This is a genomic window from Agrococcus sp. SGAir0287, assembly GCF_005484985.1.
Classification (GTDB): Bacteria; Actinomycetota; Actinomycetes; order Actinomycetales; family Microbacteriaceae; genus Agrococcus.
In genome coordinates this window covers 358,912-373,206 of the sequence record NZ_CP027942.1, presented here as the reverse complement: position 1 = coordinate 373,206, position 14,295 = coordinate 358,912, and the positions used below count along the sequence as shown (strand labels likewise).

The 14,295-nt window shown below is 73.8% G+C and carries 15 protein-coding genes; 10 read left to right on the top strand and 5 right to left on the bottom strand.

The annotated features are described in order from the left end of the window. Positions 1–15: 15 nt before the first annotated feature. The 4 genes from C1N71_RS01670 to C1N71_RS01655 are packed head-to-tail and all read left to right on the top strand — an operon-like array spanning position 16 to position 4,041. On the top strand, positions 16–1,275 hold the full coding sequence (locus C1N71_RS01670; RefSeq protein ID WP_137754823.1) for a hydroxymethylglutaryl-CoA reductase, degradative: 1,260 nt from the start codon (positions 16–18) through the stop codon (positions 1,273–1,275). Further along, positions 1,272–2,222: a hydroxymethylglutaryl-CoA lyase gene (locus C1N71_RS01665; RefSeq protein WP_137754822.1), complete on the top strand. Its 951-nt coding sequence runs from the start codon at positions 1,272–1,274 to the stop codon at positions 2,220–2,222. The genes C1N71_RS01670 and C1N71_RS01665 overlap by 4 nt, the downstream gene beginning before the upstream one ends. Beyond that, positions 2,219–2,659, top strand: a complete 441-nt coding sequence (locus tag C1N71_RS01660; protein ID WP_137754821.1) for an MHS family MFS transporter — start codon at positions 2,219–2,221, stop codon at positions 2,657–2,659. Before C1N71_RS01665 ends, C1N71_RS01660 begins: the two co-directional genes overlap by 4 nt. Beyond that, positions 2,659–4,041 carry a tripartite tricarboxylate transporter permease gene (locus C1N71_RS01655; RefSeq protein ID WP_137754820.1) on the top strand — a complete coding sequence of 461 codons (1,383 nt, stop codon included), beginning with the start codon at positions 2,659–2,661 and terminating at the stop codon, positions 4,039–4,041. Before C1N71_RS01660 ends, C1N71_RS01655 begins: the two co-directional genes overlap by 1 nt. Before the next feature lie 106 nt (positions 4,042–4,147). Here the strand turns inward: C1N71_RS01655 and C1N71_RS01650 are convergent, their stop codons facing one another. The 4 genes from C1N71_RS01650 to C1N71_RS01635 all read right to left on the bottom strand — a co-directional run bounded on the left by C1N71_RS01650 (position 4,148) and on the right by C1N71_RS01635 (position 7,133). After that, positions 4,148–5,071: an AEC family transporter gene (locus C1N71_RS01650; protein WP_137754819.1), complete on the bottom strand. Its 924-nt coding sequence runs from the start codon at positions 5,069–5,071 to the stop codon at positions 4,148–4,150. A gap of 90 nt (positions 5,072–5,161) precedes the next feature. Next, positions 5,162–5,713 carry an orotate phosphoribosyltransferase gene (gene pyrE / locus C1N71_RS01645; RefSeq protein WP_137754818.1) on the bottom strand — a complete coding sequence of 184 codons (552 nt, stop codon included), beginning with the start codon at positions 5,711–5,713 and terminating at the stop codon, positions 5,162–5,164. A gap of 55 nt (positions 5,714–5,768) precedes the next feature. After that, complete coding sequence (locus C1N71_RS01640; protein WP_175414053.1) at positions 5,769–6,320, bottom strand: maleylpyruvate isomerase N-terminal domain-containing protein; 552 nt, start codon at positions 6,318–6,320, stop codon at positions 5,769–5,771. Between the two features lie 123 nt (positions 6,321–6,443). Beyond that, the gene (locus C1N71_RS01635; RefSeq protein ID WP_137754816.1) at positions 6,444–7,133 is read right to left on the bottom strand and encodes a metal ABC transporter ATP-binding protein; all 690 of its coding nucleotides are present in this window, start codon (positions 7,131–7,133) and stop codon (positions 6,444–6,446) included. A gap of 44 nt (positions 7,134–7,177) precedes the next feature. On the opposite strand from C1N71_RS01635, the gene aztB reads away from it, so the two are divergent. The 5 genes from aztB (at position 7,178) to C1N71_RS01610 (ending at position 13,181) form a co-directional block, all read left to right on the top strand. Next, on the top strand, positions 7,178–8,113 hold the full coding sequence (gene aztB, locus C1N71_RS01630; RefSeq protein WP_137754815.1) for a zinc ABC transporter permease AztB: 936 nt from the start codon (positions 7,178–7,180) through the stop codon (positions 8,111–8,113). A 26-nt stretch (positions 8,114–8,139) separates the two neighbouring features. After that, positions 8,140–9,324 (top strand): ABC transporter, encoded by a 1,185-nt coding sequence (locus tag C1N71_RS01625; protein WP_137754814.1) that lies wholly within the window; start codon positions 8,140–8,142, stop codon positions 9,322–9,324. Beyond that, positions 9,321–10,229, top strand: coding sequence for a zinc ABC transporter substrate-binding protein AztC (gene aztC, locus C1N71_RS01620; protein ID WP_137754813.1), 909 nt, complete (start codon positions 9,321–9,323; stop codon positions 10,227–10,229). The genes C1N71_RS01625 and aztC overlap by 4 nt, the downstream gene beginning before the upstream one ends. A 57-nt stretch (positions 10,230–10,286) precedes the next feature. Further along, complete coding sequence (locus C1N71_RS01615; RefSeq protein ID WP_137754812.1) at positions 10,287–11,507, top strand: hypothetical protein; 1,221 nt, start codon at positions 10,287–10,289, stop codon at positions 11,505–11,507. Between the two features lie 861 nt (positions 11,508–12,368). Continuing rightward, positions 12,369–13,181, top strand: a complete 813-nt coding sequence (locus tag C1N71_RS01610; RefSeq protein WP_137754811.1) for an exodeoxyribonuclease III — start codon at positions 12,369–12,371, stop codon at positions 13,179–13,181. 25 nt (positions 13,182–13,206) lie between these two features. On the opposite strand, the gene C1N71_RS01605 is transcribed toward C1N71_RS01610, so the two are convergent. Next, positions 13,207–13,746, bottom strand: a complete 540-nt coding sequence (locus C1N71_RS01605) for a hypothetical protein (RefSeq protein WP_137754810.1) — start codon at positions 13,744–13,746, stop codon at positions 13,207–13,209. Positions 13,747–13,869: 123 nt separating this feature from the next. Between C1N71_RS01605 and C1N71_RS01600 the strand changes: the two genes are divergently transcribed. After that, positions 13,870–14,226 (top strand): hypothetical protein, encoded by a 357-nt coding sequence (locus C1N71_RS01600; RefSeq protein ID WP_137754809.1) that lies wholly within the window; start codon positions 13,870–13,872, stop codon positions 14,224–14,226. The last annotated feature ends 69 nt before the right edge of the window (positions 14,227–14,295 follow it).

Here is a 14,295-nt window from a genome sequence, read left to right as displayed (position 1 = left end):
AGGAAGGCATGCACCGTGGCACGCACCTCCCGCCTCAGCGGGCTCCGCTCGCTCGCACCGCACGAGCGTCGAGCCCGCGTCGCCGACGAGACCGGCGCCGACCTGGGCGCCTTCGAGCACGGCGGCATCGCCCTCGACCAGGCCGACCGCATGGTCGAGCACGCGATCGGCACGATCGGCATCCCCGTCGGCGTCGCGACGAACCTCATCGTCGACGGCCGCGAGGTGCTCGTGCCGATGGCCACCGAGGAGCCCTCCGTCATCGCGGCGGCGAGCAACGTCGCCCGCATGGCGCGGCCGCTCGGCGGCTTCACGACCACGACGACCGGCCCGATCATGCAGGCGCAGGTGCAGCTGCTCGACGTCGCCGACGTCCACGCCGCCCGCGCCCGCATCCTCGAGCGCGAGGCGGAGGTGCTCGATCTCGCGAACGCGCAGGACCCGCGGCTCGTCGAGCACGGCGGCGGCGCCCGCCGGCTCGACGCGCGCATCATCCACGGCTCGGGACGCACGCACCTCGTCGTGCACCTCGTCGTCGACGTGCGCGACGCCATGGGCGCGAACGCCGTGAACACGATGGCCGAGGCGACCGCGCCGCTGCTCGCGAGCATCGCCGAAGGACGGCATCTGCTGCGCATCCTCACGAACAAGGCCGACCTTCGCCTCGCCCGCGCACGCGTGCGCATCCGCCCGGAGGACGTCGGCGGTGCGCAGGTCGTCGCCGACATGCTCGAGGCCGGCGCGCTCGCGCACGACGACCCGTACCGGGCGGCGACGCACAACAAGGGCATCATGAACGGCGTCACGGCCGTCGTGCTCGCCACGGGCAACGACACCCGAGCCGTCGAGGCCGGGGCCCACGCGCACGCGGCCCGCGACGGGCAGTACCGCTCGCTGTCGACGTGGGAGCGGGATGCCGACGGCAACCTCGCCGCGACGCTCGAGCTGCCGATGCCCGTCGGCCTCGTCGGCGGGGCGACCCGCAGCCATCCCGCCGCGCAGGCCGCGGTGCGCATGCTCGGCGTCGAGACCGCCGACGAGCTCGCGCGCATCGTCGTGGCCGTGGGCCTCGCGCAGAACATCGGTGCCGTTCGCGCGCTGTCGGCCGAGGGCATCCAGCGCGGTCACATGGGCCTGCACGCCCGCAACGTCGCCGTGTCGGCCGGCGCGGCCGGCGACGAGGTCGATGCGCTCGCCGCCCGGCTCGTCGCGACCGGCGCCGTGCGCGTCGACGCCGCCGAGCGCGAGCTCGCCGAGCTGCGAGCCGGCCGATGAGCGTCCGCGACGTCGGGCTGCCCGAGCGCGCTCCGATGCCCGGCGCCCCCGACACCGTCACGATCTGGGAGGTCGCGCCGCGCGACGGCCTGCAGGCGGAGGCCGTCGCGCTCGACGTCGACGATCGCATCCGCGCCGTGCGCATGCTCGCCGCCGCGGGCCTGCCCGTCGTCGAGGTCGGCTCGTTCGTGCGCGCCGATCGCGTGCCGCAGATGGCGCACTCGGATGCCGTGCTCGCGGGCGTCGCGGACCTCGGCATCCGCACGCCCGTGCTCACGCCCAACCTGCACGGCTACCACGCGGCGCGGGCCGCGGGAGCGCGGGACGTCGCCGTCTTCCTCAGCGTGACCGAGACCTTCAGCCGCGAGAACCTCGGCGCCGGTCGCGCCCAGATGGAGGCCGCGGCCCGCGAGGTCGTCGCGCATGCCCGGGCCGACGGCGTGCGCGTGCGAGGGTATCTGTCGATGGTCTTCGGCGACCCGTGGGAGGGACACGTGCCGGTCTCGGACGTGACCCGGGTCGCGACGCTGCTGCACGAGTGGGGCGTCGACGAGGTGTCGCTCGGCGACACGATCGGCGTCGCGACGCCCGGCCAGGTCCGCGGCGTCGTCGACGCCGTGGTCGCGGGCGGCGTGCCGCTGGCATCCATCGCCCTCCACATGCACGACACGTACGGCACGGCGCTCGCCAACGTGCTCGCCGGCCTCGAGGCCGGCGTGCGCACGTTCGACGCGTCCGCCGCCGGCGTGGGCGGCTGCCCCTTCGCGCGCAGCGCCACGGGAAACCTCGCCACCGACGACCTCGTGTGGATGCTGGACGGGATGGGGGTCCACACGGGCGTGGACCTCGACGCCCTCACCGATGCGAGCGCGTGGCTGTCCACGGCGCTCGCCCGACCCACGCCGTCGCGCGTCGCCCGCGCGCTGTCGGCGAAGGAGCACGCATGACGCAACAGTCCCCCGCCCCCTCGAGGCTGTTGGAGGTGTGGGGCGACACCGTCGACCAGCGCCACCTCGTCCTCTCCATCGTCCTGGGCGTCGGCCTCGGCGCCCCCGCCTACCTCGGCACGACATGGCTGCTCGCCATGACCGACGTGCCCGAGGGCCTGCAGCGCTCGTATGCGCTGCTCGCCGGCATCGCCGCGTGCCTCGTCGCCGCCGTGATCGCGGCGCGCCTGTTCGGCCCGAAGCGCACCGTCGAGATCGGTGCCGACACCTCCGGCTCGCGCCAGGAGGCGATGGATGCGATCGAGGCCGAGGTCGGCCCGCTCGGTGACCCCGACGAGCTGCCGCGGCGCCTGCGCGACGAGGTCGTCGCGCTCGGCCTCTACGACGACCTCAAGGCGCAGCACGAGCGCCGCGTCGCGAGCGAGGAGCGCGCCTGATGGACCTGTTCGAGCTCGTCCTCTGGGCCCTCGGCATGGCGGTGCTCGGCGCCGTCGTCTTCGGCCTCCTCGGCCTCGTCTCCGGCACCGACGAGACGGCGACGATCGCACCGATCACGCTGCTCGTCATCCTGCTCGGCGTCCCACCCGTCGGCGTCTTCGCCTTCTTCATGGCGGCGATCTCGGCGAAGCACATCACGCACGCGATCCCCACGACCCTGCTCGGCATCCCCGGCGACACCCTCGCCGCGCCGCTGCTGCGGGATGCGCAGCTGCTGCGGGAGCTGGGCGTGCCGCACATCGCGCTGCGCAAGGCGATCTCGGGCGGCGTGCTCGCGGCGATCATCGCCGTGCCGGTCGCGGTGCTGTTCGCGTGGATCCTCACGCCGTTCTCCACGGCGATCGGCGCCGTCGCGCCGTGGCTGTTCCTCGCCGCCGCCGCGCTCATCGCGCTCGTGTCGAAGGGCCGCTGGCGCGCGCTCGTCGCCCTCGTGCCGTTCGTGGCGCTCGTGGTGCTGCTGCGCGACGGCTCGACCGCGATCCTCGGCACGCCGCTGTCGATCTCGTTCTTCCTCGGCATCGCGACGGGTCCGCTCATCCTCGACCTGTTCCTCGCCGCGACGCCCGGCGGTCGGGCACGGATGCGGCGCGAGGCGCCGCGCGTGTTCGAGCTCGCCGCCGACTCGCGCACCTGGTCGGGTCGCATGCCGAACCCGCTCGCCGTGCTCGACGCCCGCCAGGCGGCGTCGACGGCGGGTGCCGCGGTCGTCTCGAGCGCGACGTTCGTGTTCTCACCGGTGGCGATGACGGTGCTCATGGGCGAGACGTTCGCCGGCCGCATCAAGAACGGCTATCGGCGCCTGACGTCGATGATGGCCATCAAGAACGGCACCACGGAGTCGACGTACATCGCCGAGACGCTCATCCCGCTCATCGCGATCGGCCTGCCGCTGTCGCCGATGGCGGCGGGACCCGCGAACCCGCTGTTCAACGCGCCGCCCGTGTACACGATCGACGCCGAGGCGGGCACGACGAGCAACCTGCACGACCTCCTCGAGCCGTGGCAGTTCCTCGTCTTCGGCCTCGTCGCGGTGCTCGTCGCCGTGGTGCTGACGTACCCGTTCGCGATGACGCAGGCGCACCGTGCGGCGTCGTGGATCATGCGGAAGGTGAGCCACGAGGCCGTCATCGGTGCCTTCGCGGGCCTCATCGCCGTGATCTGCCTCTACGAGGGCGGCCTCGTCGCGCTCGGCGTCGCGATCGTCGTCGGCCTCGCCGGAGGCGCCCTGAACCGCCTCGTGCAGATGCACACCGGAGTGCAGTTCATGGGGTTCTACGTCGCGATCCTCACGGTGCCCGCGGTCATGGCGCTGCTCGCCTGACCCGACCGCCCGCCCGATTGGTCACCACTGCATCTCGATTGGGCAGCAGTGGTTCGCGACACGCCGTCGACGGAGCCACTGCTGCCCAATCGGCGAGCAGGTCGGGCTACGGGTGCAGCAGCCACGCCACCAGCAGCATGACCGGCAACGAGAGGATCGTCGTGAGCAGGATGACGTCGCGCGCGACGACCTGGCCCGTCTGGTAGCGCAGCGCGTACTGGTACATGTTCTGCGCCGTCGGCAGCGCGCCCATGACCGTGCATGCGTAGACGAGCTGGTCGGAGAGGCCGAAGACGAACCGCGCGAGCACGAAGGCGAGCGCCGGCGCGACGAACGACTTCAGCACCGTCGCCGTCAGCACCTCCTTGCGCCCCGATCCGGGCACGAGCGGCTTGTCGCCGCCGAGCGAGATGCCGAACGCGAGCAGCATGAGCGGCACGGCCGCGCCGCCGAGGATCTCGAGCGGCGCGAGCACCGGATCCGGGATCTCGAGCCCCGTCGCCGACACGACGGCGCCGAGCACCGAGGCGATGAGGATGGGGTTCCGCAGCGGCTGCGAGACGATGCCCCAGAACGACGCCTTGCCGGCGCGCACGACGTCGAGGATGCCGAGCAGCACCGGCGCGAGCACGAGCAGCTGCAGCATGAGCATGGGGCCGACGAACTGCGCGTCGCCGATGACGTAGACCGCGACCGGCAGGCCGATGTTGTTGACGTTCGAGTAGCCCGCGGTGGAGGCGCCGATCGCGATGCGGCCGACGTCCTTCGTGAACAGCAGTCGCGCGACGATCGAGTACACGAGCGCGACGCCGACGAACGACAGCAGCGCGACGAGCAGCACGCCCGAGAACAGCACGCGCAGGTCGGATGCGGCGAGCACCGTGAAGAGCAGCGCGGGGCTCGCGCCGAAGAACGCGACCTTGTTGAGCACGAGCCGGTCGTCCTGCGACACGATCTTCGTGCGGGCGAGCAGCCAGCCGACGAGGATGACGAACGCGATGATCGCGAACCCGATGAGCACGCCGCCCATCCGTCTCCTCTCGTCTGCTGCTCGTCAAGGATCTGAGGTTCTCGGCCCTTTCTCATGTCAGAAGGGGCCGAGAACCTCAGATCTGCGGGGTCACTGGGGGTCGAGGCCCAGGTCGGCGAGGTGGATCGCGGCGCGGTACTCGACGCCGGTCGCCTCGATCGCGGCCTGCGCGCCGGTCGCGCGGTCGACGACGACGGCGACGGCGACGACCTCGGCGCCGACCTTCCGCAGCGCCTCGATGGCGGCGATGGGGCTGCCGCCCGTCGTGGAGGTGTCCTCGAGCACGACGACGCGCTTGCCCGCGAGGTCCGGGCCTTCGACCTGGCGGCCGCGGCCGTGGTCCTTCGGCTGCTTCCGCACGACGAACGCGTCGATCGCGAGCCCCCGAGCGAGTCCGCGGTGCAGCACGGCGTTCGCGAGCGGGTCGGCGCCCATCGTGAGGCCGCCGACCGCGGCGACGTCCGGGATGTCGGCGATGAGGTCGAGCAGCACGTCGCCGATGAGCGGGGCGCCGCGGTGGTCGAGCGAGAGCTTGCGCATGTCGACGTAGTACGTCGCGCGCTTGCCGCTCGTGAGCACGAAGTCGCCGTGGAAGACGGCCTCGTCGCGGATGAGCTGGATGAGGTCGTCGCGCGCGGTCACGGCTCCAGGCTACCCAGGCGCTCGGGCGCCGATCGCACTCGCGGCGGTCGAGGGGTCAGACCCGTCGGCCCGCCCACGCCATGATCGCCGCCGTGCGCGAGGCACCGGGAGGCACGGGATGCGCGGGAGCGAAGATGCTCGGCGTGCGCACCGCGGCGCCGTCGATGCGCGACGGCAGCCCTTCGGCGAACGCGAGCAGCGGCTCGGGCAGCTCGAGCCGGTCGGCGAGGCCGATGCGGGCGATGCCCCAGCGGATGTCCCACGCGTGCATCGTGAGATCCATCGTCGGGAAGTACAGCAGCGGCAGCTGCTCGTCGTCGCATGCGTCGACGACGGCCATGGCCTCGCGCGCCGTGCGCTCCCAGGCGCCGATCGCGCGGACGGCGGGCAGGTCGGCGCGGTCGGAGCTCGGCCCGACGGGGGCGGCGCCCTCGGCGATGGGCGCGATGACGTTGCCGCGCTGCGTCGCCACGAGGTGCAGCACGACGTCGGCGATCGTCCAGCCCTCGCATGCCGAGGGAAGGCCGAGCGAGTCCGAGGCGGCGAGCGCCTCGGCCGTGCAGAGCTCGAGCGCGTCGAGGTAGAGCTCGCGGAGCGGCAGCGCCATGCGCTCATCCTGCCGGATGCGGGATGCCGCGGTCGCCCGCCGGGGCACGCGGGCCGTCGATCCCGCACGGCGCGCTCGTGCGCACGACCGCATCCGCGACGTGCGGACGTGCGGCGGGGCCGGTCAGCCGAGCGCGAGGGCCGCAGCGGCGCGACGGAGCTGCGCCGCGGCGACGTCGACCGGGGATCCCTCGGCGACGACGCGGCCGCGCTCGAGCAGGACGGCGTGGTCGGCGCGGCCGAGCGTCGCCCGATCGTGGGTCGCGACGACGACGGTCGCACCGCCGTCGGCGAGGGTGCGCATGGCGGCGTCGATCCGATCGCGCGACGCGGCATCCGCCGACGCCGTGGGCTCGTCGAGCAGGGTGAGCGGCGCGCGCTGCACGAGGCCCTGCGCGACGAGCACCCGCTGTCGCTGTCCACCGGAGAGGGCCGCGAGCGGACGATGGGCGAACGCCCGCATGCCCACGATCGCGAGCGCCTCGTCCACCCTCGCCCGGTCGGCCGCGCGCATGCGGCCGACCAGACCGCGCTCGCGCCAGAGCCCCATGGCGACGGTCGCGCGCACGGTGAGCGGGAGCCGGTCGCCGAGGTCGGTGCGCTGGACGACGAGCGCTCGCCGCTCGGGCAGCCCGGCGATCGTGCCGTCGTGCGGCAGCACGCCGGCGAGCACCTCGAGGAGCGTCGACTTGCCCGAGCCGTTGTCGCCCACGATCGCGGTCACCGCTCCAGAAGGCAGCGCGCAGCGGACGTCGTCGAGCACCGGGACGCCGTCGCGACGAGCGCCGACCTGAGCGAGGGCGAGGATGGGCATGCGTCGATTGTACTTTGATAATCGTTCTCATATACGGTCGTCGCATGCCCTGGATCCTCGAGCCGTTCGCGACTGCGTTCTTCGGCCGCGCACTGCTCGGCGGCGTCCTCGCGGCGACGATCTGCGCGATCGCCGGCGCCTGGGTCGTCAGCCGCGGCATGGCCTTCCTCGGCGAGGCGCTCGGCCACGGGATGCTGCCCGGCGTCGCCATCGCGACGCTGCTGGGCGCCTCCCCCATCGCCGGCGCCGCGGCGAGCGCCGCCGTCATGGGCCTCGGCATCGGCTGGCTCACGCGCCGCTCCCGCATGCAGCACGACACCGCCATCGGCATCGCGTTCGTGGCGATGCTCGCCACCGGCGTCATCGTCGTGAGCCGGTCCGGATCCTTCGCGACCGACGTCACGGCGATGCTCTTCGGCGACGTCCTCGCCATCCGCGCGAGCGAGCTCGCCGCGCTCGCCGTCGGGCTGGGCGCGACGATCCTCGTCGCCGCGCTCCTGCACCGGCCGCTCACGGCGCTCGCCTTCGACGAGCGCGTCGCGACGACGCTCGGGATGCGCCCGCGGCTCGCCCGCCTCGGTCTCGCGGCGCTCGTCATCGTCGCGGTGGTCGCCTCGTACCAGGCCGTCGGCACCCTGCTCGTCGTCGCCCTGCTCGTCGCGCCACCGGCCGCCGCGGCGCTGTGGGCGCGCAGCGTCGCGGCGACGATGGCGGGCGGCGCGGCCATCGGCGCGGCCGCGGTCGTCGTCGGGCTGCTCGCGTCGTGGCACCTCGCGACCGCCGCCGGCGCATCCATCGCGGTCGCCGCGGTCGCCCTGTTCGCCGGCTCGGCCATCGCGCACGGCCTCGTCGCCACCCGCGCAGCGCGCCGACTCGCTTCGCCCTCCGCCGCCGGAGCTCCGCTCCGCGAGCCCATCCCCACCGACGAGGCGACCGTCGTACTCGGCGGCCGATCGAGGACGTCGGGCATCCACCCGTGACCGCACCCCACGTTCGAGAGGACCGCATGCCACCGCGCCACCGCGCTTCCCGCACCGCACTCCCCCTGGCAGCAGCATCCGCGCTGCTCGCCCTCGTCGCCTGCTCGACCGGGTCCGGCGACGAGCCGGACGCCGAGCCGACGCCGCACGGCTACGTCGAGGGCGCGAGCGAGGTCGAGGAGCCGCAGCTCGGCCTGCTCGGCATCACCGACGCGGGCGTCGTGACGCTCCTCGACCTGCTGAGCGAGGAGTCGACCCACGTCGGCGAGATCGGGCCCGTCGAGCAGACCGCCGACGACGGCCGCTTCGTCGCGGCGAGCACCGACGGCGGCGTCGCCATCGTCGACTCCGGCGTGTGGACCGTCGAGCATGGCGACCACGACCACTACTACCGCGCCCAGCCCCAGGTCGCGGCGACCATCGACGGCGAGGGCCCCGTGCGCATCGCCTCGACCGAGCTCGTGACGGTCGTGCTCGCACAGGGCTCCGGCGAGGTCGTGGTGCTCGATCGCGCGGCGCTCGGCCAGGGCGAGGCGACCGAGATCGCGCGGTTCGACGCGGATGCCGTCGCGGCGATCCCGCTCGGCGACGGCATCGTGCTGGCCGACGACGCCAGCGTGCGCATCGTCGACCAGCAGGGCGAGGACCTGGGGCCGGACGCCGCGTGCACGAACCCGGCGGACGCCCTGACGACCCGCGTCGGCGTCGCCGTCGCCTGCGACGAGGGTGCCGTCCTCGCGACAGCCGCCGAGGCGCCGATCGAGGCCATCCCCTACCCCGCGGGCACCGACCCCTCGACGATCGCGACGACCCTCGACGGCCGCCCGGGCCGCCCGTCCGTCGCCGCCGTCGCGGGCACCACCGGCTTCTGGCTGCTCGACACCCGCGAGCGGAGCTGGACGCTCGTGCCGACCTCGACGCCGCTCGCGCACGTCGCCGCCGTCGACGACGCCGACGAGCACGTCGTCGCCGTGGCGATCGACGGCCGCATCCTCGCGCTCGACGCGACCGGTGCCGAGCTCGGTGCCACGGATGCCGTGCTCGCCGACGCGATCGGCGGGGGCGGGACGCCCGTGATCGACCTCGACGCGTCGCGCGCCTACGTGCCCAGCGCCGACGGCACCGTGCTCGAGATCGACTACGCGGACGGCGCCCGCGTGGCCCGCACCCTCGTGCTCGACGCCGCCTTCGTCGCGGAGGTCGGCCGATGAGGCGCCTCGCCGCCGTCGCGGCGGCCGCGACCGTCGCCGCGGGCACCCTCACGGCATGCAGCACCGCATCCGAGGGTCCGCGCATCGTCGTGACGACGAACATCCTCGGCGACGTCGTCGAGACGCTCGTCGGCGACCAGGTCGAGGTCGCGACGCTCATGCAGCCGAACGCCGACCCGCACTCCTTCGAGATCTCGGCGCAGCAGGCCGCGTCGATGGAGCGCGCCGACCTCGTGGTCGCCAACGGCCTGGGGCTCGAGGAGGGCCTCGTGCAGCACGTCGAGGCCGCGGCGGATGCGGGGGTCGCGATCGCCGAGGCCGGGGACGCGGTCGAGGTGCTCGAGTACGCGACGGAGGACGCCTCGGGTCCCGATCCGCACTGGTGGACGGATCCGACGCAGACGATCGCGGTCGTCGACGCCCTCGAGCAGGCGATCGCCGCCAACGTCGACGGCATCGAGGCAGACGCCCTCGCGGCTGCAGCCGACGAGTACCGCGACGAGCTGGAGGCGCTCGACGCCGATCTCGCCGCCCGATTCGACGCCCTCGGCGCCGACCGACGCGTGCTCGTGACGAACCACCACGTGTTCGGCTACCTCGCCGAGCGCTACGACTTCCGGATCGTCGGCGCCGTCATCCCCGGCGGCTCGACGCTCGCCGCGCCGAGCGCGAGCGACCTCGACGACCTCGCGACGGCGATCGAGGAGACGGGCGTGCCCGTGCTCTTCGCCGAGTCGTCGCAGCCGGACCGGCTCATCCAGGTGCTCGCCGAGGAGGCCGGCGTCGACGTGCGCGTCGAGTCGCTCTTCACCGAGTCGCTCACCGAGCCGGGCGGTGGCGCCGCGACCTACGTCGAGCTCATGCGCACGAACGCCGACCGCATCGAGGCGGCGCTCGCCGCTTGAGCCGACATCACCCATCCCCGCGGCACCGCCGCACCCCCCACCCATGGAAGGAATCCCATGACCATCCCCCAGCACCGCCTGCGACGACGCGCGACGAGCGCGATCGCCGTCGGAGCCGCGGCAGCCGTCGCGCTCGCCGCATGCTCGAGCCCTGCGGAGCCCGCCGCCGCGCCATCTGCCGAGGAGGAGCACGCGCACGGCGGCGGCCGCCTCGCGCTCACGACGGACGCGGGCGTCGTCGTGCTCGACGCCGAGACGCTCGAGCAGGTCAGCGCGACCGTCGCCCTCGACGACGACTTCCTGCGCATCAACCCCGCAGGCGATGGCGAGCACGTCTTCGTCACCTCGTCGAACGGCTTCGAGGTGCTCGCCACGGGTGCGTCGACCGACGCGGAGCCGTCGCTGACGGGTGCCGTGTTCGAGGGCGCCGCGGCCGGCCACGTCGTGCTGCACGCGGGACGCACGGTGCTCTTCGACGACGCCACCGGCGACTTCTGGGCCTTCGACACGGGCACGCTCACCGACTCCGCCGAGCTGCCCGCCGACGTCGCCGCCTACGAGTCGGAGGCAGCGCACCACGGCGTCGCCGTCGAGCTCGCCGACGGCACCATCGTCTCGACCCTCGGCACGGAGGAGGCGCGCACGGGCGTGCGCATCCTCGACGCCGACGGCACCGAGATCGCGCGCGACGAGTCATGCCCCTCGGTGCACGGCGAGGGCGTCGCGGCCGACGAGCACGTGCTCATCGGCTGCCAGGACGGCGTGCTGCTGTACGGCGACGGCGAGTTCCAGAAGCTCGACAGCCCCGACGACTTCGGCCGCGTCGGCAACCTCTACACGACCGACGAGTCGCCCATCGCGTTCACCGACTACCGCGACGACCCCGACGCCGAGGGCGTGCTGCTGCACCGCATCGGCATGGTCGACACGGCCGCGGGCACGTGGGAGATCCTCGACCTGCCCGAGGGCGTCGAGTACACGTGGCAGGGCGTCGAGCGCGACGAGCACGGCGACCTGTGGATCGTCGGCACCGACGGCGCGCTGCACAAGGTCGACGGCGAGACGGGCGAGCTCGTGGGCTCCTACCCCGTGATCGACGCGTGGGAGGGCCCCGCCGAGTGGCAGCAGCCGCATCCCTTCCTCGTCGTCGCCGGCCACACGGCCTACGTGACCGACCCCGCGTCGCTCGAGATCCACGCGGTCGACATCGACTCGGGCGAGGTGCTCGCCACCGGCTCGCTCGAGTCGGCGCCGAACGAGGCGGCGTACGCGGGCTGATCCAGGAGCCGTCGCGCGAGGCCCGCATCCCCGACCCGGGGATGCGGGCCTCGCGTCGTCGCGCGCGAGCGCCTCGAGTGCGGTGGGAAGACGAACCCGCCGTGCGGGCCGCACCGCCACCACAGCCGGCCGAGGAGCGCGCGAGCCGCCAGGCGAGCACGCGTCACGAGACCACGCGACCGCGGCTCCTGCGCCTCCATGCGCGGGGTCGCGTCGAGCGCGCACGTCGCGTGGTCTCGTGACGGCTGCAGCCTGCGGCTGCGGCCTCCTCGACCAGCTGGTGGGAAGACGAACCCGCCGTGCGGGCCGCACCGCCACCACAGCCGGCCGAGGAGCGCGCGAGCCGCCAGGCGAGCACGCGTCACGAGACCACGCGACCCGCGGCTCCTGCGCCGCCATCCGCGGGGTCGCGTCGAGCGCGCACGTCGCGAGGCCTCGCGACGGCTGCAGCCTGCGGCTGCGGCCTCCTCGACCAGCTGGTGGAGAGGCAGCGTCAGATCGGACCCGGACTCCCCAACCAGCCGGTCGAGGAGCGCGCGAGCCGCCAGGCGAGCTCGCGTCACGAGACCACGCGACCGCCCCTTCCCGGCCGGCCACGCGCACGGCCGCGTCGAGCGCGCACGTCGCGAGGCCTCGCGACGGCTGCAGCCTGCGGCCGCGGCCTCCTCGACCAGCTGGTGGGAAGACGAACCCGCCGTGCGGGCCGCACCGCCACCACAGCCGGTCGAGGAGCGCGCGAGCCGCCAGGCGAGCACGCGTCACGAGACCACGCGACCGCCCCGCCCGGCCGGCCACGCGCTCCGGTGCGCAGAGCGCGCACGCCGCGCATCCCACGTCCGACCCACGAAATAGGCTGACCCCATGCGCGTCGCGACCTGGAACGTGAACTCCGTCCGCACCCGAGTCGGGCGCATCGTGGACTGGCTGGAGCGCTCCGACGTCGACGTGCTGGCGATGCAGGAGATCAAGTGCCGCGTCGACCAGTTTCCCTACGAGCAGTTCGAGGCCGCCGGCTACCACGTCGAGGCGCACGGCACGAACCAGTGGAACGGCGTCGCGATCGCCTCCCGCCTGCCGATGGTCGACGTCGTGCGGCAGTTCGACGACCAGCCCGGCTACGCGAACACGGGCGAGCCGGTCGTCGAGGCGCGCGCCATGGCGGCGACCGTCGAGGGCGTGCGGCTTTGGAGCCTGTACGTGCCGAACGGCCGCGAGCTCGGGCACCCGCATCTGGCGTACAAGCTCGAGTGGCTGCGCATCCTCGCCGAGCACGCGAGCGGCTGGCAGCAGCAGCCGCTCGCGCTCATGGGCGACTTCAACATCGCCCCCTTCGACCACGACGTCTGGGACATCGCGGCCTTCGAGGGCGCGACGCACGTGTCCGAGCCCGAGCGCGAGGCCTTCCGCGCCTTCGAGCGCATCGGCATGGTCGACGTCGTCCGCGACCGCGCGCAGGGCTACACGTACTGGGACTACAAGGCGGGCCGCTGGCAGAAGGGCGAGGGCATGCGCATCGACTTCGTGCTCGGCACGCAGCCTTTCGCCGACCTCGTCACGGCGGCGCGCATCGACGCCGGGGAGCGCGCGGGCGATGCGCCGAGCGACCACGTGCCGGTCGTCGTCGACATCGACATCGAGACCGAGCTCGACGACGATCGCCCGATGATCTTCTGACCCGCTACCGCCGCGGCCGCTCGCCTCAGACGCTCGGCGATGCGAAGCCGGCGAGGTACGCGCGCTGGAAGGCGTCGTGCTGCTCGCCGCGCAGCTCGACGATGGGCGACGCGTCGCGCTCGGCACCCGAGCGCACGACGACCGCGTACGTCACGTCCTCGCCCTCGGGCACGTAGCCGCGCAGCTGCACCCTCGCTCCCTTGAGCGGCACGGTGTCGAGCTCGGCGAACGCCGCGGGGTCTCCGGAGGCGAGGCGCGCGTAGGCCTCCTCGGCGAAGGATGCGGGCAGCCCCACGGCGCGGATGGCGAGGCGACGACCGTCGCGCATGCGCAACGTCGACTGGCGGGCCGCGAGCCACAGCAGCGTGCCGGCCGCGACCGGCCCGAGCACGATCACGATGACGCCGAGCATCGGATCGGTGCCGGACGCGAGGAGGAAGGCGCCGACGCCCACGAAGAGCACGAGGTCGACGAGCGCCATGAGGCGGAAGATGCGAGCGGCGGGGCCGCCGCGCACGAGCTCGAAGGTCTCGGGACGCGAGGCGAGGGCGGGATCGGTCTGCACGGTGCTCCGGTGGGTCGACGGGTCGGCTCTCCCGCGACGCTAGCGGCGCGTCCTGGACCGATCCCGAACGCGCGCCTTCCTCGTGGCGTCGAGCGCGTGCGACGCTGTGGACGGGAGGGACGCATGGATGCCGACGACGCCGTGCGCGCGCAGCGCGCCGAGAGCCCGCTGCGCGTCGTCGCGCTCATGGTGCTGTCGCTCGCGCTCGTCGTCGCGCTCGCGACGCTCGGGCTGCTGCCGCTCTTCGTCGTCTCGCAGCCGTGCCCCGTCGACCTGCAGCCGTGCGAGACCATCGCCGCTCCGATCGCGTTCGTGCTGCTGCTGATCGCGCCCGCGGCGGCGGTCGTCGTCGGCATCGTGGGCGGCGCCATCCAGCTCGCCAGGCGCCGACGCGCGATCCGATGGCCGGCGATCGCCTGCGCTGTCGCGGTCGCCCTCTGGCTCGCGGGGCTCGTCACCGCGCTCGTCGCAGCATCCTGACCCGGCGCCCACGACGCAACCGAGCGCGCGCGCAACGAACGTGCGCCGCGCGCTGCGCATCGCCGCGAC

What these genes read in the sequence shown, in the direction of transcription:
- C1N71_RS01615 (WP_137754812.1), top strand. Translation starts at nt 10,287, where the DNA reads ATGACCATCCCCCAGCACCGCCTGCGACGACGCGCGACGAGCGCGATC.
- aztB (WP_137754815.1), top strand. Translation starts at nt 7,178, where the DNA reads ATGCCCTGGATCCTCGAGCCGTTCGCGACTGCGTTCTTCGGCCGCGCA.
- C1N71_RS01610 (WP_137754811.1), top strand. Translation starts at nt 12,369, where the DNA reads ATGCGCGTCGCGACCTGGAACGTGAACTCCGTCCGCACCCGAGTCGGG.
- aztC (WP_137754813.1), top strand. Translation starts at nt 9,321, where the DNA reads ATGAGGCGCCTCGCCGCCGTCGCGGCGGCCGCGACCGTCGCCGCGGGC.
- C1N71_RS01600 (WP_137754809.1), top strand. Translation starts at nt 13,870, where the DNA reads ATGGATGCCGACGACGCCGTGCGCGCGCAGCGCGCCGAGAGCCCGCTG.
- C1N71_RS01625 (WP_137754814.1), top strand. Translation starts at nt 8,140, where the DNA reads ATGCCACCGCGCCACCGCGCTTCCCGCACCGCACTCCCCCTGGCAGCA.
- C1N71_RS01660 (WP_137754821.1), top strand. Translation starts at nt 2,219, where the DNA reads ATGACGCAACAGTCCCCCGCCCCCTCGAGGCTGTTGGAGGTGTGGGGC.
- C1N71_RS01655 (WP_137754820.1), top strand. Translation starts at nt 2,659, where the DNA reads ATGGACCTGTTCGAGCTCGTCCTCTGGGCCCTCGGCATGGCGGTGCTC.
- C1N71_RS01650 (WP_137754819.1), bottom strand. Translation starts at nt 5,071, where the DNA reads ATGGGCGGCGTGCTCATCGGGTTCGCGATCATCGCGTTCGTCATCCTC.
- C1N71_RS01665 (WP_137754822.1), top strand. Translation starts at nt 1,272, where the DNA reads ATGAGCGTCCGCGACGTCGGGCTGCCCGAGCGCGCTCCGATGCCCGGC.
- C1N71_RS01635 (WP_137754816.1), bottom strand. Translation starts at nt 7,133, where the DNA reads ATGCCCATCCTCGCCCTCGCTCAGGTCGGCGCTCGTCGCGACGGCGTC.
- C1N71_RS01640 (WP_175414053.1), bottom strand. Translation starts at nt 6,320, where the DNA reads ATGGCGCTGCCGCTCCGCGAGCTCTACCTCGACGCGCTCGAGCTCTGC.